Raw genomic sequence first — 20,222 nt, 5'->3', positions numbered from 1 at the left:
CAACTTTAATGTGCAAAATATTTTTTGGAAATAGCCTCATATTCGCCGCTGTCGCGCACTTTCTGCAAGGCATCATCGATTTTTGCCAGCAATTCTGTGTCTTCCGGGCGCAGGGCGATGCCGTATTCTTCCACCGGGAAATCGGGCACATCGATGACGGTGAAATTTTGCTTGCTGTTGTTTTTCACATAATTGCCCACCACCGCGCTGTCGCTGATCATCGCCTGCGCGCCGCCGGTTTCCAGCGCTTTGATGGTGAGCGGCAGGTTTTCAAAACGCGCTACTTTCGGGCTGGTGGCACCAAAAAGCTTTTGCGCCGCATAATCGCCCGTGGTGCCTGTGCTCACCGCGATTTTGTCTAATTTAGTCAAATCGTTAACCGATTGGATATTTTGGCCGTCTGAAACCAACACCACTTGTTTCACCTCAAAATAAGGCCGGCTGAATGCCATGGTTTGGCGGCGCTCATCGGTGATGGTGATGCCAGAAATCAGAATATCGTTGTCTTTGCTTTTCAGCGAAGCAAACAGGCCGTCCCACGGCTGGTTTTTATAGCGGATATTCAAATCACCCGCCTTGGCAATGGCGTTCATCAAATCCACATCAAAGCCGTGCACATTGCCGGCGCTGTCGGTGAATTCAAATGGTGCGAAATTGGCATTCATCCCCACGTTGTAAACCGTGGCTGCATGATGAGTGTCGCTGGCGGCGTTTTGTTGGCTTTGGGCATCGGGTTGGCAGGCTGCGAGTAGGGCAGCAGCGGCAAGCGTGGCAAAGCGGGCGGTGTGTTTGGCAAACATGGCGGGTTTCCTTTCGGCGTGGATAAGCGGATGGGAATAGTGTATGCCGATTGTTGACACAATGATAGTGCGCAGGCCGGATTTGAAAATCCGATGCTTGTTTGCGGCTGCGTAGTTACGATTAGTTTTGTTAAAACAAAGCGTAATCGTCGGTATGATTCCTACGGCAAATGTCGGGGGCAAGTATTCGAGCCACCACTTAAAATCTGAATCCGTGGCCGTTTGAAAGCTTTTAGGTGCTTTTGTATTTTATGCTGTGTGGATTTTCATGCGTACGATTACGCCGTAAAAGCGCGGCTAATCGTACCTACGGCCTGCTTCAACTTTCTTGGCCGTCCGAACATATTTTCAGACGGCCTTTATCATTCAAGCACACTCACTTCCCCTGCAATTTCTTCAACACCGCCTTCACCGTTTGAATGCGTGTTTCCACATCTTCCATCACCGCGTTTACCCGCAATTTATCCGGCCCGGCGAGGCGGTAGTTTTTGTTGGTTTGCATCAGCAGAATAATTTCGGCGGGGTCGATGCTGTGGCCTTTGCCGAAGGTGAAGGTGGCGGCTTCGGCGGTAGCGTCGATGGCGGCGATGCCCAGCTCTTTGGCGGCCAGGCGCAGGCGGTGGCTTTCGAGCAGGGTTTTCACCGGCTGCTCGGGCAGGCCGAAGCGGTCGACCAGCTCTTCGTGCACGGCGTTGATTTGCTGCTCGGTTTCGCAAGTGGCCAGGCGCTTGTAGAGCACCAAGCGCTCGTGGATGTCGGGGCAATAGCCGTCGGGCAAAAGGGCGGGGCTGTGCAGTTTGATGTCGGTGGTCACGCCCAGCGGCGCATCGAGGTCGGGCACGCGGCCTTTTTTGAGCTCGCGCACGGCTTGTTTGAGCATTTCGGTGTAGAGGCTGAAGCCGACCTGCATCATTTCGCCGCTTTGGCCTTCGCCGAGAATTTCGCCGGCGCCGCGGATTTCGAGGTCTTGCATGGCCAGCGTGAAGCCGGCGCCCAAATCATCGGCGGCGGCAATGGCATCGAGGCGTTTTTCGGCATCTTTGGTGATGTATTCGGGCGTGAGCAGATAGGCATAAGCCTGATGGTGGCTGCGGCCGACGCGTCCGCGCAATTGGTGCAGCTGCGCTAGGCCGAATTTATCGGCGCGGTTGATGATGATGGTGTTGGCATTGGGAATGTCGATGCCGGTTTCGATAATGGTGGAACACAGCAGCACATTAAAACGCTGTTGCAAAAAGTCGCGCATCACTTGCTCGAGCTCGCGTTCGCGCAATTGGCCATGCGCCACGCCGATGCGGGCTTCGGGCAGCAATTCGGCCAAGCGCTCGTGCATGTTTTCGATGGTGTCTACTTCGTTGTGCAGGAAAAACACTTGGCCGCCGCGCTTGAGCTCGCGCAGCATGGCTTCGCGGATGCTGGCTTCGCTGAAAGGCTTCACAAAGGTTTTCACGGCCAGGCGGCGGCTGGGTGCGGTGGTGATAAGCGAGAAATCGCGCAGGCCTTCGAGCGCCATACTCAGCGTGCGCGGAATCGGCGTGGCGGTGAGAGTGAGAATATCCACATTGGCGCGCAGGCGCTTGAGCTGCTCTTTTTGGCGCACGCCGAAGCGATGTTCTTCATCGATAATCACGAGGCCGAGGTTTTTAAAAGTGATGTCGGGCTGCACCAATTTATGCGTGCCGATTACGATATCCACCGTGCCATCGGCCATGCCTTTGAGCGTTTGCTGGGTGGCTTTGCCGGTGTTGAAACGGGAAAGCTGCGCCACTTTCACCGGAAAGTCGGCGAAGCGGTCGGCGAAGTTTTGCGCATGCTGCTCCACCAGCAAGGTGGTGGGCGCGAGCACGCACACTTGTTTGCCGCCCATCACCGCCACAAAGGCCGCGCGCAAGGCCACTTCGGTTTTGCCGAAGCCCACATCGCCGCACACGAGCCGGTCCATCGGCTTGCCTTGGGTGAGGTCTTTGAGCACCGCGCCGATGGCGGCGGCTTGGTCTTCAGTTTCTTCATAGCCGAAGCCGTCTGAAAAAGCCTGATAATCCTGCTCGTTTAAATCGAATTTATGACCTTGTTGGGCGGCGCGTTGGGCATATAAATTCAACAATTCGGCGGCGGTGTCGCGCGCTTTTTCGGCGGCGCGGCGCTTGGCTTTGCCCCATGCGCCGCTGCCGAGTTTGTGCAGGTGCACATTGTCGGCGGCGTGGCCGGCATAGCGGCTAATCAGATGCAGCTGCGACACGGGCACATATAATTGCGCTTCATCGGCATATTCGAGCAACATCATTTCGTTGCCGCCTTCGCCTAAATCCATGTTCACCAAGCCCATATAGCGGCCGATGCCGTGCTCTTCGTGCACCACCGGGTCGCCGATATTGATTTCGGCCAAATCGCGCAACAGGCCGTCTGAAACGGCATTGTGTTTGCGCCGCGCTTTGTTGCGGCTGCGGGCAACATATTGATAAAGATCAGATTCGGTAATCACGGCGATATTGCTGATTGGCATATCGGCTGCCGCAAGCCCGTTCCCTAAGCCTTTCCCGCAAGCGGAGGCGGGAAGCGTGGCATCTGCCAATTGAAAGCCGTAGGCCAGCGGGGTAACGGTGAGGCAAAGCGGCGCATCGCTGCTTAAAAATGCCTGCCAGCCGGCCACGGTTTGCGGCTTCAAGCCGTGCTGCTGCATAAAACCGAGCATGGTTTCGCGCCGGCCCAGGCTTTCGGCGCACAATAATATTCTGCCGTTAAAGGCCGTCTGAAAATCTTGCAGCGCCTGCAAAGGCATTTCCGCCTGGCGGTTTACCGCCACATCGGGCAAGGTGTGCGTCGGGCTGCTGAATTCGGGCAACACTTGCGGATAAGGTTTCAGACGGCCTGAGAATTCGCTGTCGTTTAGATACAGATGCTGTGGCGGTAAAGGCGGGTAGGTTTCATCGCCTTGCGCCATGGCAAAGCGGGTTTTCACATCGCCCCAAAAGCGCGCGGCTTCGGCGTGCACATCGCCGATGCACACGGCTACCGCGTTTTTGCCGATATAGTCAAACAGCGTGGCGCATTCTTCTTCAAAGAAAAGCGGCAGATAATATTCCACCCCCGCGCCGAAATGCCCTTTGCTCACCGCTTTATACACGGCGGCATCGGCGGGGTTGGCTTCGATTTCTTCGCGAAAGCGCGCGCGGAAGATTTTTTGCGCATCTGCATCGGTGGGAAATTCGTGCGCAGGCAGCAGGCGGATTTCGCTCACCGGCGCGAGCGTGCGCTGGCTGTCGGGGTCGAAGGTTTTGATGCTGTCGATTTCATCGTCAAACATATCGAGCCGATAAGGCGCTTCGCTGCCCATCGGGAAAATATCCAAAATGCCGCCGCGCACCGCAAATTCGCCCGTGGCCACCACATTGGTGACGCTGCTGTAGCCCGCTTCCACCAGGCTTTCGCGCAAAGCCTCGATATTGAGCGTTTGCCCCGCTTTGAGCCAAAACGTGCGCGCCGCCATAAAAGGCAGGGGCGCGAGCTTCTGCATGGCGGTAGACACGGGAACAAACAACACATCGGCCTGGCCGCTTTTCAATTGCCACAAGGCCGAGAGCCGCTCCGACACCAAATCCTGATGCGGCGAAAAGCGCTCGTAAGGCAGCGTTTCCCAGTCGGGCAGAAACACGGCATGCTCTTGCGGGCGGAAAAACTGCCATGCCGTTTGCAGGCGCAAAGCTTGCTCTACATCTTGGGTGAACACCACTTTAAGCGTGCCGGCCGGCAGATTTTCGGTGAGAAAAAGCGGCAGGCTGCCGCGCGAAAGGCCGGGCCAAACGGCTTTTTGGGCAGGGGCGGGAAGAATGGGTTTCATAAAGGGCACGCGCAAGTATGCCGTCTGAAAAGGTTTCAGACGGCTTGGGATCATGAATAAGAGCGGCTATTTTAGCAGAAACAGCGCCGGCGTGTTCAGGCCGTCTGAAACCCTGTGTCTTCATCACAGGCGAAACACACGTCCCAGTGCGATTGCCACGGCGCCGCCGAGAAAAGTGGCTGCCAAACGGTGCTCGGTGGTGGCGAGCGGGTCGCCGTGGCCGATGGCGAGCAGAAACACGATAGAAGCGGAAATCATGCTGGTAAGCAAGGCATAATGGGCTTTTTGCATGGAAAAAGCAGCGGCAGAAGTGAGGGTGAGACACAGCACCAAGGCGTGTGCTGATTCGTGAAAGGCATACACCAGCAGCGTGGCCAGCGCGCAGCCTGCCAGCGTGCCGATCAAGCGGCTGCTGCCGCGCACCAAGGTGTCGTGCGCCGCCGGGCGCAGCACCAGCAGCACCGTCATCGCCGCCCAATAATTGTTTTTCAGCCCCATGCTTTCGGCGGCATAAAGCGCCAGCGCCACCGCCAACGCCGTGGCCAGGCTGAAACGGAATAAATGGCCGTCGGGCAGCGGCGTGGCGGCAGCCGGCGGCAAAGGTTGGGCGCTGGCGGGGGTGAGGCGGGCAAGCGCCATAGTGATGGCGATTTGCAGACCGCCGCCCAGCAGCACCAGCAAGCCGCGCAGCGCGGCAAATTCAAAGCTGTTGGGGTAATAGCCCGCCACCAAAAAAGCAATCACGATTTGCAGCGCCACCCACCACCAGTCGTTATTGTAGCTGCTCAAAGCGGCGCAGCCGGCCGCCAACAGCGCCGCCACGGCCAAGGCTGTCGGCGGATGGATGCCGATAAGAGAGCCGCCGAATGCGGCCAGCGCCATGCCCAAAGTGGCCATGCCCATGGCGCCCCAGCGGCGGCCGGTGAGCGTGCGCGCCGCGCCAAAGCCCACCGAAAAAGCCGCGCTCACCATAATCACGGCGATAATGGGCTTGAGCTTGAGGCTCACGGCCAGCACAATCAAAATCGCCGGTGCGCTCAGCACGGCCTGGCGCCAATAAATGGTGCCGCAGCTTTGTTGCAGGCGTTTGAACCAAATATGGAGATGGGAGCTGGGTAAAGGCTGCATGGTTGCCGCTATAGCTTATTTCAAATTGGATGTGAGCGGCCGTCTGAAACTTTTCAGACGGCCTGAGGATTAATAAAACCTGCTTAAAACATTTGCAGCAGCGTATCCACCAAAGGCACCACAATCATAAACAAAATGGTGCTGGTGGTGACCACATTAGTGGCAAAGCGCACATCGCCCTTGGCTTCGTTGGCCAAAATCGGCAACACCGCCAAGGCCGACACGGAAGATTGCACAATCAGGGTTTTCGCTTCCAATGAGGGCAGCGGCAAAATAGAGTGGCCGGCCGCAATCAGCGCCACCATAATCACCGGCGCGAGCACGAATTTGCCCAGCAGCGCGGCGGTGGTGTCTTTATCGAAGCGGATGCTTTTCAGCCCCGCATCGGCCAGCGTGATGCCGATATAAAGCAGCGAGAGCGGGGTGACGATGCTGCCCACATAACCCAGCGTGGAATGGATAAACGAGGGCACGGGAATATCGGCCAGCAAAAACACCAGCGCCACCAAAAAGCCCAGCAGCGGCGCGGGCAAGAGTTTTTTCCAGTTGAATTGCTGCCGGTGCGCCGGCTGCGGCTCGGTGCTGTCGTTGGCAATCAGAAAAGCGCCGAATGCCCAGGTGGATACGGTGTTGAGCACGTAATACACCAAAAAATAAGGCATGCTGGCCTCGCCGAACAAAGCGATATTGAGCGGCAGGCCGATGAAAATGGTGTTGGCGTTTACAATAGTGTTGATAAACACACCGCGCCGCCCGCGCCGCACTTTCAGCACTTTCACCATCAGCCAGGCAATGAAATAGCCAAACACGATAGAGAGCGCGCCGTAGATGAGGCCGTCTGAAAGCGCCATTAATTTGTCGCGGGTGAGATAAGTGAGCACCGACACAAAAATCGAAGCGGGCAGGGCGATGTTCATAATCAGCTTGGAAATATTGCCGGCGAAGCTGTCGGCAAACCAGCCTTTATTGCGCAGGTAAAACCCCAGCGCGATAATCAGCACGATAGAAAGCACGCTTTCCACAGCGGTGAGAAAAATCATAGGAAGCTCCTTAAAAAGACAAAAGGCCGTCTGAAACAATACGATGGTTTTTCAGACGGCCTTTTGCGTATCACCGATAAGCGTTTGGCTTAATCGCGGTAAACCGGCTGCCACATCGCGTCTTGCACCGCCTGAATCAGATTCGGGTGCTCGATGGTGGCCACGCCGTCGGCTTTGGCCTGCTTGGCCACAGCCACGGCAACGGTGGCCGAGCTGGCGCGCAGATTGTCTACCGGCGGCAGCAATGATGCGCCCGGTGCCGACACATCCACCTGGCCGGCCACGGCTTCGGCAGCGGCCAAAAGCATGCCGTCGGTAACGTGTTTGGCGCCCGACACAATCACGCCCAGCCCCAAGCCCGGATAAAGCAAGGCATTGTTGCCCTGGCCGATGTGGTAGCGCACGCCTTGGTATTCCACCGGCGCCACCGGAATGCCCACCGCAATCAGCGCACGGCCTTTAGACCACGGCACCAAATCGGCGGGCATCACTTCGATGCGCTCGGTGGGGTTGGAAAGCGGCAGCACAATCGGGCGCTCCACGCCGGCGCACAAGGCTTCCACCACTTCTTGCGTAAACGCGCCGTGATCGGTGGAAGTGCCGATTAAAATAGTGGGCTTCACCTGCTGCACCACGGTGAGCAAATCGATTTTGCCGTTGCGGCGCGGCCAATCTTTCACTTCGGCGGCGGGGCGGGCATAGGCTTGCTGATAATCGGGCGCGTCTTGCATGTCGTCGCTCACCAAGCCGTTGATGTCCACCAGCCACACGCGCTGCTTGGCTTCTTCGGCGCTCAAACCGCTGCGCATCATGGCCGCGTGGATTTGATCGGCCATGCCGGTGCCGGCGGTGCCTGCGCCATAAACCAGCAATCGCTGCTCGGCAAAGCTTTGTTTCGTTACTTTGAGGCCGGAAATCACCGCCGCCATCACAATCGCGCCGGTGCCCTGCATATCGTCGTTGAAAATGCGGTATTTATCGGCATTGTTCACCAAAATGCGGCGGGCGTTGCCGGGGCCGAAATCTTCAAAATGCAGCAAGGCATTCGGGTAAAGCTCGCTGGCGGTTTTGAGGTATAAATCGATAAAATCGTCATACGCTTTGCCGCTCACGCGGGCATGGCGGTTGCCCAGATAGGCCGGGTCGTTGAGCAGCGCTTCGTTATCGGTGCCCACGTCCAAATTCACCGCAATCACGCGCGCGGGGTCGATGCCGGCAGCGGCGGTGTAAACGGCCAGCTTGCCCACGGAAATATCGGTGCCATTCACGCCCCAGTCGCCGATGCCGAGAATTTCCTGCGCATCGGAAACCACCAGCAAATCAATATCCTCGGGGCCAAAGCCCAGCGTTTCAAACGAAGCGCGCACGTCTTCGGGGCGGTCGATCGATAAATACACCGCGCGCGATTGGCGGTAGTCGCCGCTCCATTTTTTAATCGCCTCGCCGATGGTGGGGTCGTACACAATCGGCAGCATTTCGGCCAAATGGTCGGTAATCACGCGGTAATACAACACTTCGTTGCGGTTTTGCAGCTGGTCGAGATAAATGTATTTTTCCAAATCGGTTTCATATTCGCTGATTTGCTTATAGGCACGGGCCGCTTGTTGATCGAGCGTTTCCACCGCAGCGGGCAAGCGGCCGACCAAGCCGAGTTGGGCACGCTGTTCATGCGTAAAGGCGGTGCCTCGGTTGGTGAGCGGGTTGGTGAGTATTTGCGGTTTTTGCGGCATAACAAACTCCTTGGATTAAGTTGATAAAGCAGCGGAAAAGTTTTTGTTTGCGTGCGTAGCGTTTCTGATGTTTGTGTGTTTGGAAATATTATTGATATTCATGTGCTTATATTTGTATGTATAATGAATACACGCACATTTTGCCCGAATTTTCTTCAATCGGGTGAATATTGCCCGATTCATGGAATTATACACATAATTCTTATTGATAAGAATTTTACGCTCTTTTTATTGTGGTTCGAATGTTTGATAGTAACCACCTTTTATTAAGGCAAGACGAGTGTTGTGAAAAATCAAAATAAAACGCACAAGTTCGGGGCGGTGATTGCTAAATACCGCAAAGCAGCAGGCATCACGCAAGCCGAATTGGCCGAAAAGCTGGAATTGAGCAATGATGCGGTATCCCGGCTCGAGCGCGGGCATATTGCGTTATCGGTGTCGCGCCTGTTTGAGCTGGCGGAAATTTTCGAATGCGATGTGGCGGATTTGCTCAACACCGGCAGCCACCGCATCCAAGATCACGAACGCCAGCTCATGGCCATGCTCAATAAACTCGACAGCAAAGAAAGAAAAAAATTGTTCGATCTGATCGAGCATCTGATTCAGTGGAAAACCAATACGCTGGAGCAAGAGCCGGAATAAAAAAGGCCGTCTGAAAAAAGTTTCAGACGGCCTTTAAATAAACCCTTCGATTATTGAACCGTTTCCACCTGCTCAAACAATTCATGCGGCTGCGCAGCATCGGCATCCGGTTTGGGCAGCGGCCCCTCGCCCACAAACCACAATGCACCCGCCGTGGCTTCCGGTGCGGCGGCCGGCGCAGCCAGTGCATTTAGCAGGCGCTTGTATTCGCCCGATTGGCGCATCAGCACGCCGGCGGCTTGCTTGGGGTCGTCCACCCGATAATGGGGCAGGTAAAAGCTGGTGGGTGTGTTGAGGGTGTTTTCGCGCAGCTGAGATTCGGGCAAGTCGCGCAGATTGAGGCTCACGAAAAACATATTCACTTCATGGCCGCCCACGCGCGCGCGCGCCTGCTCGTTCCAATAATCCACAAAGGCGCGGAAGCGGCGCAGTGATTCTTGCGAATATTGGTCGATGGGGATATTGATAATCGCATTGAGCACTTCGCTCACACCCGGCACGGCAGCGGATTTGTCGATATGGGTGTCGATTTGGTTTTGCGCATTCACATTGATAATCACCACTTTGTTGACTTTGCCTTCGCTGAACTGGCGGTAAACCGAATTGCCGGAATACACTTCGGTGCCATCCAGCAGGCTGCGCAAGCCGAGCTTGTCGGTGAGGCCACCGTCAAGCAGATGGATATAGCGGCGGTTGGGGTCTTCGTAGGTTTTGAAGCTGCTGCTGATTTCGCGCTGGGTTTGGCTCTGCAGCCGGTTATGATCGGCCGCCGCCTGCTCCGCTGCCTGGCGGATTTGCACAGGCAAAGTGTAGCCGCAATTGCCGCCATTGTTGTTGAGTGTAACCGGTGCAAATAGCAAAGGCACCGCGCTGGAAGCCGCCACGGCGCGCGCCAGCGGCAAATCAGAAAGATTCAGGCACATCGCATCAAAATATTCCTGTGTGAAATCGAGCCGCCGCCCTTGCGACATATCAGTGGCGCTGATCACAGCAAACGGGCCTTTGCGGCGCGCGGCCAAATCGCCGAAAGTGGCATCGCGGAACAGGCCGCTTTCAAACTGCTCTTGCAGCAAATCGCCGCGGCCGAATTCGGGCGAGCTCAAGCGCGGCAGGTTGGCAAACGAAAACACTTGCTTGGCCACTTGGCGCTGGAAATTCTGCTTTAAAAAGCGTTGCTCGAAAGAGGGAATGGTGTCGGCGCCGTAGAGCGAGAAATACACGGCCAGCACCGAGCCGCCCGACACGCCGTAAACCAAGTCAATTTGGTCTATCAAGCGGGTTTCCTTGCCGTTCATCCAGATTTTCTGCCGCTCCAATTCTTCCAGCACACCATAGCCCAGCGCTGCCGCGCGCGTGCCGCCGCCGGAAAACATCAAAATTACCATCATATCGCTGGTGCCGGAATCGCGCTTGTGATCCAACGCCGTCTGAAAACGGTAGCCGCTGTTCAAATCTACCTCGGAAATGGTTTCCAAAGGTTGATATTTCACCAACGAGCAGGCCGACAGAGCCAGCGCCGTGGCGGCAACCAGGCTTTTTTTAAACAGGCCGTCTGAAGAAAAGAAGCATGTTTTCATCGATATAAACTTTCAAGATGGGTTTGTAAAAAATAATTAATGCTATTTGAATGGAAAATGCCCATTCAAATAGCAAACCGGCCAAACGGTTAACGCAGCCGAGTTGCTTTTTTGATTTTTTTGAATGGGCATTATTCGGTTTTACTGCCGATTTTGCCTTCTTTGCCGCCCAGCAGATTTTTGATGTTGCTCTGATGCCGGTAGAGCACCAGCAGCGCAATGATCATCGTGGCCACCACCCAAGAGCCGTGCGGCATCAGGAAATAAGCGGCAATCGGGCTCACCAGCGTGGCCGCCAGCGCCGCGAGCGACGACACTTTAAAGCCAAACGCCATCACCAGCCACACCAGTGCGCAAATCAGCGCCACCGGCCACGATAAAGCCAAAAGCACGCCCAGTGCCGTGGCCACGCCTTTGCCGCCTTTAAAGCCGAAAAACACCGGCCACATATGCCCCACCAGCACCGCCACCGCCACCGCAGCAATGGTGGCATCGCTCAAGCCCAGCGTGTCTTGCAGCGCGCGCGCCAAAAGCACCGCCACCAAGCCTTTGAGCGCATCGCCCAACAGCGTGAGCGCCGCCGCTTTTTTCTTGCCGCTGCGCAATACATTGGTGGCACCGGGGTTGCCCGAGCCGTAGCTGCGCGGGTCGGCCATGCCGTAAAATTTAGACACAATCACGGCAAACGAGAGCGAGCCGATTAAATAAGCGGCCGCCACAGCCAATAAATTTAGCAACATAAGCATACTTTTGATTTAGAATGAGGCAACAATTCTAACGTGAAATAAAACAAAATGGATAAAATCTTTTTGCACGGTATGAAAGCCGATACCTTAATCGGCGTGTATGACTGGGAGCGCGAGCAAATGCAAACGCTGCTGCTTGATCTCGATATCGGCGTGGCCGAGCAATCTGCTGCCTCGGATCATATCGACGACACCATTCATTATGGTGATGTGTGCGAAGCGGTGCGGCAAAGCCTGCGCGAGCAGAGCTTTTTGCTGCTCGAAGCGCTGGCCGAGCACATTGCCGAATTGATTTTGCAGGATTTCGGCGCCTTATGGGTGCGCGTGCGCGTGGTGAAGCCGGGCATTTTGGCTAATGTGCGCGAAGTGGGCGTGGAAATCGAGCGGCGTGCCGATGCGGATGGCGAATAAACACACAAGCACCCGTAAAATTAATGCAGAATAGGCCGTGCCGGTGCAAGGCTTTATGCATGAAACAGGCCGTCTGAAACTTTTCAGACGGCCTGTTTGGTTGTTAAGCGAGGGCGAGTTTCATGTGTACGATTACGCCGCAAAAAGCGGGGGCGGGCGTATCTATAGTGGAATGTAAGAAAAAGTGATACGGCAGGTAGGTTGGGTTGTAAACCCAACAAATCCATGAGCCGTCTGAAACGTTGGGTTTATCAACCCAAGCCACGCCGTTGCAAAATGTAGTTTTGTGTAACTTTTTCTTGCATTTCACTATACTGCTTTGTGGAGAGCCGATGCACAGATCAGAAAACAAGTGCCGGGTTCAATAATCCTGCTCACATTTGCTGCGCAGGGTTTAAATTTGACAAAGGCCGTCTGAAAGGTTTCAGACGGCCTGCTTGATGGCTCGGCACTTGCCGGCAGATTATTTCCTGCGCTTGCGTGGTGCCGGTTTTTTCGCTGCCGGCGCGGCGGCGGTGCGGCTTTTTTTGTGTTCATCTGCGGCTTGGTTGTGCTCTTTGCTGACCAAGGTGATTTTGCCGTCGACCATTTTCAGTGCTTTGCTCTGCTTGCCCGAAGCGGCGGCTTTGGCGCTGCTGCTTTTGGCTGTTTTGGCTTGGCCGGCTTTAGCGGCGGCGGCTTTGGCGGGTGCGGCATTTTGCGGCGGCGTCTGCTTTTTGCCGCGGCCGGGTTTCTTGCCTTCACTCTCGCTGCTGATTAAGGTTAAATCAATTTTGCTGGTGTCCAAATCGGCACGGGCCACTCTGACGGTAACTTCATCGCCCATATTGAAGCGGATGCCGCTGCGCTCGCCCACCATGGCCATGATTTCGGGGCGGTAGTTGAAATAGTCTTCACCCAAATCGCTCACATGCACCATGCCTTCGATGTGGATATCGTTGAGGGTGACGAAAATGCCGAATTGCGCCATGCCCGACACGCGGCCGGTGAACACTTCGCCCACTTTGTCGCGCATGTAATAGGTTTTGAGCCAGTTTTCCACATCGCGGCTGGCATCATCGGCGCGCCGCTCGTTAAACGAGCAGCTCACGCCCAGCGCCTGCCAGGATTTCGGCGCATATTTTTCGCCGTTCAATACCGCTTTAATGGCGCGGTGCACGGTGAGATCGGGATAGCGGCGGATGGGTGAGGTGAAGTGGGCGTAGGCTTCGTAAGCCAGGCCGAAATGGCCTTCATTGCTCGGCTCGTATGCTGCTTGCTGCATCGAGCGTAGCAGCATCACTTGCAGCAGCTCTTGGTCGGGGCGGTCGGCGATTTTTTCTGCCAACGTGGCGTAATCTTTCGGCGTGGGCTTGTCGCCGCCGCCCAAATGCAGGCCGAGCAGGCCGAGCTGCTCGCGTAGGGTGGCGAGCTTTTCGGGCGTGGGCCCCAAGTGGTTGCGGAATAGCGCCGTGTGTTTGTTTTTCAGCAAAAATTCCGCCGCGCACACATTGGCTGCCAGCATGCACTCTTCAATCAGCTTGTGTGCATCGTTGCGCACCACCGGCACGATGCGCTCGATTTTGCCGCCATCGTCAAACAGCATTTGTGTTTCGGTGCTTTCAAATTCCATGGCACCGCGCTGTTGACGTTTTTTCTGCAAAATCTGAAACAGTTTATATAAAGGCTCGATTTGGGCTTTGTGCGGATAATCGCCGCCTTTTTCAATCCAGTTCCACACCTGTGTGTAGGTGAGGCGCGCATGCGAGCGCATCACGGCCGGATAAAATTTATACTCTTTGATATTGCCGGCATAAGTGACCACCATGTCGCACACCATGCACAAGCGATCCACATCGGGGTTGAGCGAGCAGATGCCGTTGGACAATTTTTCCGGCAGCATCGGAATCACGCGGCGCGGGAAATACACGCTGGTGGTGCGCTCCAGCGCGTCGGTGTCGATGGCATCGCCGGGGCGTACATAATGGCTCACATCGGCAATGGCCACAATCAGGCGGAAATTGCGGCCGATTTTTTCGGCATACACGGCATCATCGAAATCGCGGGCGGTTTCGCCATCGATGGTCATCAAGGGCAAATCGCGCAAATCCACCCGGCCTTTAATATCATTCGGGCGCACTTCATCGGGAATTTTCGCCGCTTCTTGCAGGCAGGCTTCGCTGAACACATGCGGCAGATGATGCTTGCGCACGGCGATTTCGATTTCCATGCCGCTGTCGGCATAATCGCCCAACACTTCGATAAGCTTGGCTACGGCCGGGCGGTGGCCGTCGGGATAGCTGTCGATTTCCGCCACCACCACTTGCCCTTGCTCGGGCTTGAATGCGGCTAAGCTGTCGGGCTCCAGCATAATGCTTTGGTTCAGGCGCTTGTCTTCCGGCTCCAAAATGGCGATGCCGCGTTCGATATAAAAGCGGCCGACCACTTCTTTTTGCGCCCGCTCGACAATATCGAGCACCTGGCCTTCGCGGCGGCCGCGCCTGTCGATGCCGGCCGGGCGCACGGTAACGATGTCGCCATGCATCAGCCCGCGCATTTGGCGCTCATAAAGCACGAAATCGCCCTGGCCTGTAGGGGTGAGCGGCACGGCAAAGCCAAAGCCGTCTTTATGCGCTTCCACGCGGCATTTCACCAATTCCAGCTTGTCGGCCGCACACACGGCACCGCGCCGGTTGATCAACACCTGACCGTCGCGCGCCATCGCTTTGATGCGGCGCTCGAAAAATTCTTGCTCCGCTTCGGTAATCGAGAGCTTGTTTGCTAAGGCTTCGATTTTGAGCGGCACGCCTTCTTTTTGCAGCAATTCAATCACCCACTCGCGGCTGGGGAGGGGGTGATCGTAGCGCTGTTGTTCGCGTGCCAAAAACGGGTCTTTTTCCCGCAGGCTGGGAGAGTTGGATTTTTTTTGCATTTTAGTGATTGACAATCTTTCTTTTAAATATATAATGCTCATCTTTGTTGAGGCAACACTTTAACGCAAACAACAAATTAAAGCAAAGCCCAGGTGGCGGAATTGGTAGACGCGCTAGCTTCAGGTGCTAGTATCCTCACGGGTGTGGAAGTTCGAGTCTTCTCCTGGGCACCATTTGTTTTAGTTTACACGTTAAATTTGATGTTTTGATAAATTATTTTGCAGGCCCAGGTGGCGGAATTGGTAGACGCGCTAGCTTCAGGTGCTAGTATCCTCACGGGTGTGGAAGTTCGAGTCTTCTCCTGGGCACCAGGTTAAAAAAATAAAACCGGCTTTTAGAGCCGGTTTTATTTTTTAATTTTGAAAACCGTGTGCAGGTTTTATCGGATTTTAAATATCGAAAGCCATATAAACAGGCCGTCTGAAAGATTTCAGACGGCCTGTTTATATGGCTTTTATGCTTGATTGGCTTGAATCGGTGCAACCAACCAAGGCGGCGATGTTGCCGGCATCAATCCATTATTTCGGGTAGCGCCATTTCCAGCACGGCTTCTTGTTGCGCGTGGCGGAAATCGGCCAGCTTTTGCGCCAACTTTGCGTTTTCATTGGCCAAAAGCGATATGGCAAACAAGGCGGCATTGGCCGCGCCGGCTTCGCCGATGGCAAACGTGGCCACGGGCACGCCTTTGGGCATTTGCACGATGGAGAGCAGCGAATCTTCGCCGCGCAGGTATTTGCTCGGCACGGGCACACCGAGCACGGGCACGGTGGTTTTGGCGGCCACCATGCCGGGCAGGTGGGCTGCGCCGCCGGCACCGGCGATAATGGCCTTGATGCCGCGCGCGCGTGCAGTTTCGGCATATTCAAACATCAAATCGGGAGTGCGGTGGGCGGAAACCACGCGGGCTTCGAAAGCCACGCCGAATTGCTGCAAAAATCGGGCGGCGTGCTGCATAACCGGCCAGTCGCTGTTGCTGCCCATAATGATGCCGACTTGAATCATGTGCTGCTCCTTAAGTTAATGTTATGAATAAATGAATGAGAGATAAAAGCTTTCAGACGGCCTGTTTGGTTTAACGCGGGTTCATCTGTCGGTAGGCACGTTTGGCGGCGGGGCTGTCGGGGTAAATCTGAATCAACCGGCGCCAGGTGTCGCGGGCAATGTCGCGCTGTTGCAGGCGGGTTTGGCATTGGGCCACGCTATAAAGGGCTTCGGGTGCTTGGGCGCTGCTGCGAAAGCGGTTGGCATAGCGGTTGCCGATGTTGATCACCGATTCGCAATTGGCCAAGCGCTGATGGCTTTGTAGGAGCAGATACATGCTTTGGCGGGCGGTGTCGCCGCCATTGCCGCCGCTCTCGGCATGGCGTAAAAGGGTGATGGCGGCGGCATAGTTGCCGCTGCGGTATTGTTGTTGCGCTTGTTGGTAGCGTTGCTCGGCGCTGTTGGTGTTAGGCGTGGCTGCGGGTAGGGTTTCAACGCTGCCGGCAACGGGCGGGCGGCGCGGTGCAGCTGCGGCGGCGCGCGGCGCGCTGCTTTGACGCTCGAGCTGCTGGATGCGGGTATGCAGGCTTTCCAGCTGATTTTCAAGTCGGGCAACTTGGATGCCGAGGCTGTCGATTTGTGCCTGCATATCTAGGCTGGGATAGGGAACAGAGGGCTTGGCCGGTTCGGCCGGTTGGGGGGGCACAGGCGCGGGCAGGGTGGCGCAGGCGCTGAGCAGAAGGGCAGTAGTGAGCAGGGCGGCGGTTTTCATGGCATATTTCCCTGTTATTTTTTCAACAATAAGGTGAGGCCGTCGCCCACCGGCAGCGTGATCGGCACGATGCGCGGGTCGTGCGGCAGTGCGGCGTTGAAATCCTGCAAAATGCGCAGGCTAGGCGGGCTGTGGCTGTCGGCCGGCTGCATCACGCGGCCGCCGAGCAGAATATTGTCGATGGCAATCAGGCCGCCGGGGCGCACCAATTGCAGGCAATATTCGTAATATTGCGGTGTAGGCGCTTTGTCTGCATCGATAAAGGCGATGTCGTAGCTGAGCGCTTCGCCTTGCTCGAGCAGCTCGGCCAAAGTGAGCAGCGCCGGTTGCAGATAAAGGCTGATTTTGTGCGCCACGCCGGCATCGGCCCAGCTTTGGCGGGCGATGTCGGTGAAGCTTACGTTGATGTCGCAGGCGCTGATGCGGCCGTGTTCGGGCAGGGCTAATGCCATAGCGGTGCTGCTGTAGCCGGTAAACACGCCGATTTCGAGATAGCGCTCGGCGCGCATCAGCCGGGCAAGCCAAGTGAGCAGGGCGGCCTGCTCGGGGGCGATGGCCATTTTGCCCAAGCGGTGGCCGGCGCTGCGGGCGCGCAAAGCAGCAAGCGCCGGATGCTCCGGCTCGCTGATGTTGCGCAAATAATCGGTGAGCGCCGGGTCGATATTATGGGTGTGGAGGGTCATAATCAGGCCGTCTGAATGGGTTTGGCCGGCGCTGGTGTGAATCAGGCCGCCAAGCCTTGCCGCTTGGGTGTCCGGCTCAAAAACAAACCGGCAAACCGGCCTTATTCGTCGGCCTGATAAGCGTAGGGTGGTTTGGGCAGCTCAGCGGCTTCAAAGCCGGCCTGCTCTTCGGGGCTGAGCTCGACATCCCACAGCAAAGCGCGGTTTTTCAGGCGCTGCTCGGCTTCTTGCGGGTGCTTTTCGATATAGTCGTCGATAAATTGGGTGGCGTCGGATTTATAGTGGTACATGAGGTTCTCCTTATGGGTCGCGCGTATTATAGCCGATATATTTTTTTGCGGGCAGCCTTTCGGGTATAATCATGGGCTGGTTTTTTTGATTAATGTTGTCGGAGCGTAAGCATGCTCTGAGGCCGTCTGAAACCTTTGCACGCTTATTTGCATCAGATAAGCGCGCAAAGGTTTTAATGAAACCGCTGCGTTTCAGACGGCCTGTTTTAATTAAAGTGAATATTATGTTGAAAAAATGGCTACACAAAGTGTTGCCGGGCAAAAGCGCCAAAGCGCGTGCCCATAAAGATGTGCTCGATTTCAGCGAACACGGTATCCGTGCCGATATGCTCAGCTTTGCGGCGGAAAAAGTGGTGCGTCGTCTGCATCATGAAGGCTTTGAGGCTTATGTGGTGGGCGGCGCGGTGCGCGATTTGCTTTTGGGCATCGAGCCGAAAGATTTTGATGTGGCCACCAATGCCACGCCCGAAGAGGTGCGCAAGGTGTTTCGCCGCAGCCGCATTATCGGGCGACGCTTTCAGATTGTGCATGTGATGGTGGGGCCGGAAACGATCGAAGTAACCACTTTCCGCGGTGGCGGCCAGGTGCAGCAAAACGAACACGGCCGCATTATGAAAGACAACACCTATGGCAATATGGAAGAAGATGCCATGCGGCGCGATTTCACCTGCAATGCGCTCTATTACGACCCGGTGCGGCAGAAAATCGTTGATTTTCACGACGGTGTGGCCGACATCAGGGCGCGCCGGCTGGTGATGATAGGCAACCCCGCCGCGCGCTATCAGGAAGACCCGGTGCGCATTTTGCGGGCGGTGCGCCTTTCGGGCAAGCTGGGCTTTGAGGTGGATGAAGCCACCGCCGAGCCGATACACGGTTATGCAGGCCGTCTGAAACAAGAGCCGGTGGCGCGGCTTTTCGATGAAATCATGAAGCTTTTGTTTTCCGGCCATGCCCGCCAATGCCTGAAGCAATTGCACAAGCTGGGCGTGGATGCCGATATCCACCCGCTGCTCACCGCCTTGCAGCAAAGCGGCCAACACAAGCAGCAAAACATTGTGGCGCTGGCGCTGAACAACACCGATGAGCGTTTGCGTGCCGATAAATCGGTGTCGGTGGGCTTTGTGCTGGCGGCGGTTTTGTGGCCGCAGCTCGACGGCCATTGGCAAAACAATCTGGCGCAAGGACAAAAAAGCGCGGCGGCCATGAATGCGGCCATCATCGATTTGCGCGACGATATTGAAAAAGGCTGGGGCGTGCCGCAGCGCTTTGCCGCCACCATGCGCGAAATCTGGACCTTGCAGCCGCAGTTTGACAACCGCAAAGGCGCGCGCCCGCATCGTTTGCTGGCGCAGCCGCGTTTTCGTGCTGCTTACGATTTTTTGATGCTGCGCGATCAATTAGGCGAGGTTGAGGAAGGCTTGGCGCAATGGTGGACCGTATTCCAGCATGCGGCGGATGACAAGCGCAACGAAATGAGCGCCGGCAGCGGCCGCAGCCACGAAGCCGCCATGCCTTCGGCTGACGGCAATCTTGGCGACGCACCCAAGAAAAAGCGCCGCCGTAAACCGCGCAAACGCAAGCCGGCCGGTGCGGCGGCGGAATAATTTGCTGTGTAAACAGAGTTGGATGTTGTCGGCAGTTTGATAAAAGAGCGCACTTTTCAGGTGCGCTTTTTTTGTGGAGAGGCCGTCTGAAAAGGTTTCAGACGGCCTTTGGCTGAATAAATGCCCATGAAGAAATAATCTGTTTTAATCTGCACACTTCATCGGCTTTTGCCATTCAGGCGGCGGCATCGGCGGTGAGCGGGCTGTCTTCCATCACTTTGCTGCGCACAAATTGCTCGGATTGTTCTTTGAGCATATAGCGGTCGATGCCGGGATAATCCTGCGGGTTCAGCGGCTTGGCAAAGTCAACGCGCACATGGATTTCGGGCATCGACACAATGCGCCACAGCGAGCGGAATAAATTCATGCTTCCGGCATAGGATGGTGCGGTGGTGCGCCGGCCTTGGTGGTCGTAATAGCGCAGGGCGATGCTTTGTATGGCCGAGCCGCTGTCGATGGCGGCTTGATAAAGCGCGGCCTTGAAAGGCAGCACTGCTTCGCCGTTCGAGGTGCGTGCTTCGGGGAAAAAGCTCACGTTTTGACCTTGCTGCAAGGCGGCGGTAACGGCTTTTTTAATCGGCTCGATGTCTTTGCGCGAGTTGCGGTTGATAAACACAGTGCCGGCGTTGCGCCCCATTTTGCCCAGCACCGGCCAGCGGCTGATTTCCTGCTTGGCGATAAAGCTGCTCGGATAAAGTGCGCTGAGTGCGAAAATATCCAGCCAGGAAACGTGGTTGGCCACCACGAGCGTGCCCGACACATGAAAATGCTCGGGCGGCGTGGCCACATCCAGCTTGATGCCCAGCGCTTTGAGTGCGCCGCTGCCCAGCTTGATAATGGCTTGGTCGCGCTCTTGGGGGCTGTCGCCGTCGATTTTACGCAGATCGCAACCGGTGGCAAACAGCCACGCGGCCATGCGGGCAAGGCGGAGGAAACGGAGGCGGAGCGGGGCTTTGTTGGCAGACATTGAATGGGCTTGAATGAGTGATAAGGTTAAACGTGAGAAAACATATGGCTTTTGCATGGCGCTTTCTTTAAGGATTTGTTTGCATTTCATCCGCGCTTTTG

The 20,222-nt window shown here is 56.0% G+C and carries 16 protein-coding genes and 2 tRNA genes; 5 read left to right on the top strand and 13 right to left on the bottom strand.

Annotated features, from left to right (window positions below; translation table 11 throughout):
* Positions 1-5 precede the first annotated feature (5 nt).
* The 5 genes from EV680_RS01065 to EV680_RS01045 form a co-directional block, all read right to left on the bottom strand.
* Positions 6-800 (bottom strand): basic amino acid ABC transporter substrate-binding protein, encoded by a 795-nt coding sequence (locus tag EV680_RS01065; protein WP_132952322.1) that lies wholly within the window; start codon positions 798-800, stop codon positions 6-8.
* A gap of 376 nt (positions 801-1,176) precedes the next feature.
* Positions 1,177-4,638 carry a transcription-repair coupling factor gene (mfd, locus tag EV680_RS01060; RefSeq protein WP_132952320.1) on the bottom strand — a complete coding sequence of 1,154 codons (3,462 nt, stop codon included), beginning with the start codon at positions 4,636-4,638 and terminating at the stop codon, positions 1,177-1,179.
* A gap of 123 nt (positions 4,639-4,761) precedes the next feature.
* Positions 4,762-5,766 (bottom strand): FUSC family protein, encoded by a 1,005-nt coding sequence (locus tag EV680_RS01055; protein WP_132952318.1) that lies wholly within the window; start codon positions 5,764-5,766, stop codon positions 4,762-4,764.
* Positions 5,767-5,849: 83 nt separating this feature from the next.
* A complete protein-coding gene (locus EV680_RS01050) occupies positions 5,850-6,806 on the bottom strand; it encodes an AEC family transporter (protein ID WP_132952316.1) in 957 nt (318 codons plus the stop codon).
* A gap of 89 nt (positions 6,807-6,895) precedes the next feature.
* Complete coding sequence (locus tag EV680_RS01045; protein ID WP_132952314.1) at positions 6,896-8,536, bottom strand: NAD-dependent malic enzyme; 1,641 nt, start codon at positions 8,534-8,536, stop codon at positions 6,896-6,898.
* A gap of 285 nt (positions 8,537-8,821) precedes the next feature.
* Between EV680_RS01045 and EV680_RS01040 the strand changes: the two genes are divergently transcribed.
* Positions 8,822-9,178 (top strand): helix-turn-helix domain-containing protein, encoded by a 357-nt coding sequence (locus EV680_RS01040; protein ID WP_132952311.1) that lies wholly within the window; start codon positions 8,822-8,824, stop codon positions 9,176-9,178.
* Between the two features lie 50 nt (positions 9,179-9,228).
* Here the strand turns inward: EV680_RS01040 and EV680_RS01035 are convergent, their stop codons facing one another.
* A complete protein-coding gene (locus EV680_RS01035; RefSeq protein WP_132952309.1) occupies positions 9,229-10,755 on the bottom strand; it encodes a patatin-like phospholipase family protein in 1,527 nt (508 codons plus the stop codon).
* Positions 10,756-10,886: 131 nt separating this feature from the next.
* Positions 10,887-11,492 carry a glycerol-3-phosphate 1-O-acyltransferase PlsY gene (gene plsY / locus EV680_RS01030; protein ID WP_132952530.1) on the bottom strand — a complete coding sequence of 202 codons (606 nt, stop codon included), beginning with the start codon at positions 11,490-11,492 and terminating at the stop codon, positions 10,887-10,889.
* Between the two features lie 57 nt (positions 11,493-11,549).
* Here plsY and folB point away from each other — a divergent pair, with 57 nt between their 5' ends.
* Positions 11,550-11,912, top strand: a complete 363-nt coding sequence (gene folB, locus EV680_RS01025; protein ID WP_132952307.1) for a dihydroneopterin aldolase — start codon at positions 11,550-11,552, stop codon at positions 11,910-11,912.
* Between the two features lie 463 nt (positions 11,913-12,375).
* Here folB and rnr read toward each other — a convergent pair whose 3' ends face one another.
* A complete protein-coding gene (gene rnr, locus EV680_RS01020; RefSeq protein WP_132952305.1) occupies positions 12,376-14,823 on the bottom strand; it encodes a ribonuclease R in 2,448 nt (815 codons plus the stop codon).
* Positions 14,824-14,910: 87 nt separating this feature from the next.
* On the opposite strand from rnr, the gene EV680_RS01015 reads away from it, so the two are divergent.
* Both EV680_RS01015 and EV680_RS01010 read left to right on the top strand, forming a co-directional pair.
* Positions 14,911-14,997: transfer RNA gene (locus EV680_RS01015), tRNA-Leu, on the top strand.
* Positions 14,998-15,048: 51 nt separating this feature from the next.
* Positions 15,049-15,135: transfer RNA gene (locus EV680_RS01010), tRNA-Leu, on the top strand.
* Between the two features lie 199 nt (positions 15,136-15,334).
* Here EV680_RS01010 and purE read toward each other — a convergent pair.
* The 4 genes from purE to EV680_RS00990 form a co-directional block, all read right to left on the bottom strand.
* Positions 15,335-15,826, bottom strand: a complete 492-nt coding sequence (purE, locus tag EV680_RS01005; RefSeq protein WP_132952303.1) for a 5-(carboxyamino)imidazole ribonucleotide mutase — start codon at positions 15,824-15,826, stop codon at positions 15,335-15,337.
* A 70-nt stretch (positions 15,827-15,896) separates the two neighbouring features.
* Positions 15,897-16,577, bottom strand: coding sequence for a tetratricopeptide repeat protein (locus tag EV680_RS01000; protein ID WP_132952301.1), 681 nt, complete (start codon positions 16,575-16,577; stop codon positions 15,897-15,899).
* 14 nt (positions 16,578-16,591) lie between these two features.
* Positions 16,592-17,260: an O-methyltransferase gene (locus EV680_RS00995; RefSeq protein ID WP_132952300.1), complete on the bottom strand. Its 669-nt coding sequence runs from the start codon at positions 17,258-17,260 to the stop codon at positions 16,592-16,594.
* 101 nt (positions 17,261-17,361) lie between these two features.
* Positions 17,362-17,550 (bottom strand): DUF3460 family protein, encoded by a 189-nt coding sequence (locus EV680_RS00990; protein WP_132952298.1) that lies wholly within the window; start codon positions 17,548-17,550, stop codon positions 17,362-17,364.
* A 224-nt stretch (positions 17,551-17,774) separates the two neighbouring features.
* Here EV680_RS00990 and EV680_RS00985 point away from each other — a divergent pair, with 224 nt between their 5' ends.
* Positions 17,775-19,154, top strand: a complete 1,380-nt coding sequence (locus tag EV680_RS00985; RefSeq protein WP_132952296.1) for a polynucleotide adenylyltransferase PcnB — start codon at positions 17,775-17,777, stop codon at positions 19,152-19,154.
* Positions 19,155-19,329: 175 nt separating this feature from the next.
* On the opposite strand, the gene EV680_RS00980 is transcribed toward EV680_RS00985, so the two are convergent.
* Positions 19,330-20,121 (bottom strand): 1-acylglycerol-3-phosphate O-acyltransferase, encoded by a 792-nt coding sequence (locus tag EV680_RS00980; protein WP_132952294.1) that lies wholly within the window; start codon positions 20,119-20,121, stop codon positions 19,330-19,332.
* Positions 20,122-20,222 lie beyond the last annotated feature (101 nt).

The sequence above is a fragment of the Uruburuella suis genome (genome assembly GCF_004341385.1).
GTDB lineage: Bacteria > Pseudomonadota > Gammaproteobacteria > Burkholderiales > Neisseriaceae > Neisseria > Neisseria suis.
Note: the sequence above shows the minus strand (reverse complement) of the source record. Positions and strands in the feature narration are given on the sequence as shown.

Coding starts and splice junctions, on each gene's coding strand:
- EV680_RS01050 (WP_132952316.1), bottom strand. CDS start 6,806: ATGATTTTTCTCACCGCTGTGGAAAGCGTGCTTTCTATCGTGCTGATT.
- EV680_RS00980 (WP_132952294.1), bottom strand. CDS start 20,121: ATGTCTGCCAACAAAGCCCCGCTCCGCCTCCGTTTCCTCCGCCTTGCC.
- EV680_RS01035 (WP_132952309.1), bottom strand. CDS start 10,755: ATGAAAACATGCTTCTTTTCTTCAGACGGCCTGTTTAAAAAAAGCCTG.
- rnr (WP_132952305.1), bottom strand. CDS start 14,823: ATGCAAAAAAAATCCAACTCTCCCAGCCTGCGGGAAAAAGACCCGTTT.
- EV680_RS01000 (WP_132952301.1), bottom strand. CDS start 16,577: ATGAAAACCGCCGCCCTGCTCACTACTGCCCTTCTGCTCAGCGCCTGC.
- EV680_RS01055 (WP_132952318.1), bottom strand. CDS start 5,766: ATGCAGCCTTTACCCAGCTCCCATCTCCATATTTGGTTCAAACGCCTG.
- purE (WP_132952303.1), bottom strand. CDS start 15,826: ATGATTCAAGTCGGCATCATTATGGGCAGCAACAGCGACTGGCCGGTT.
- folB (WP_132952307.1), top strand. CDS start 11,550: ATGGATAAAATCTTTTTGCACGGTATGAAAGCCGATACCTTAATCGGC.
- EV680_RS00985 (WP_132952296.1), top strand. CDS start 17,775: ATGTTGAAAAAATGGCTACACAAAGTGTTGCCGGGCAAAAGCGCCAAA.
- EV680_RS01065 (WP_132952322.1), bottom strand. CDS start 800: ATGTTTGCCAAACACACCGCCCGCTTTGCCACGCTTGCCGCTGCTGCC.
- EV680_RS01045 (WP_132952314.1), bottom strand. CDS start 8,536: ATGCCGCAAAAACCGCAAATACTCACCAACCCGCTCACCAACCGAGGC.
- EV680_RS00990 (WP_132952298.1), bottom strand. CDS start 17,550: ATGTACCACTATAAATCCGACGCCACCCAATTTATCGACGACTATATC.
- mfd (WP_132952320.1), bottom strand. CDS start 4,638: ATGAAACCCATTCTTCCCGCCCCTGCCCAAAAAGCCGTTTGGCCCGGC.
- EV680_RS00995 (WP_132952300.1), bottom strand. CDS start 17,260: ATGACCCTCCACACCCATAATATCGACCCGGCGCTCACCGATTATTTG.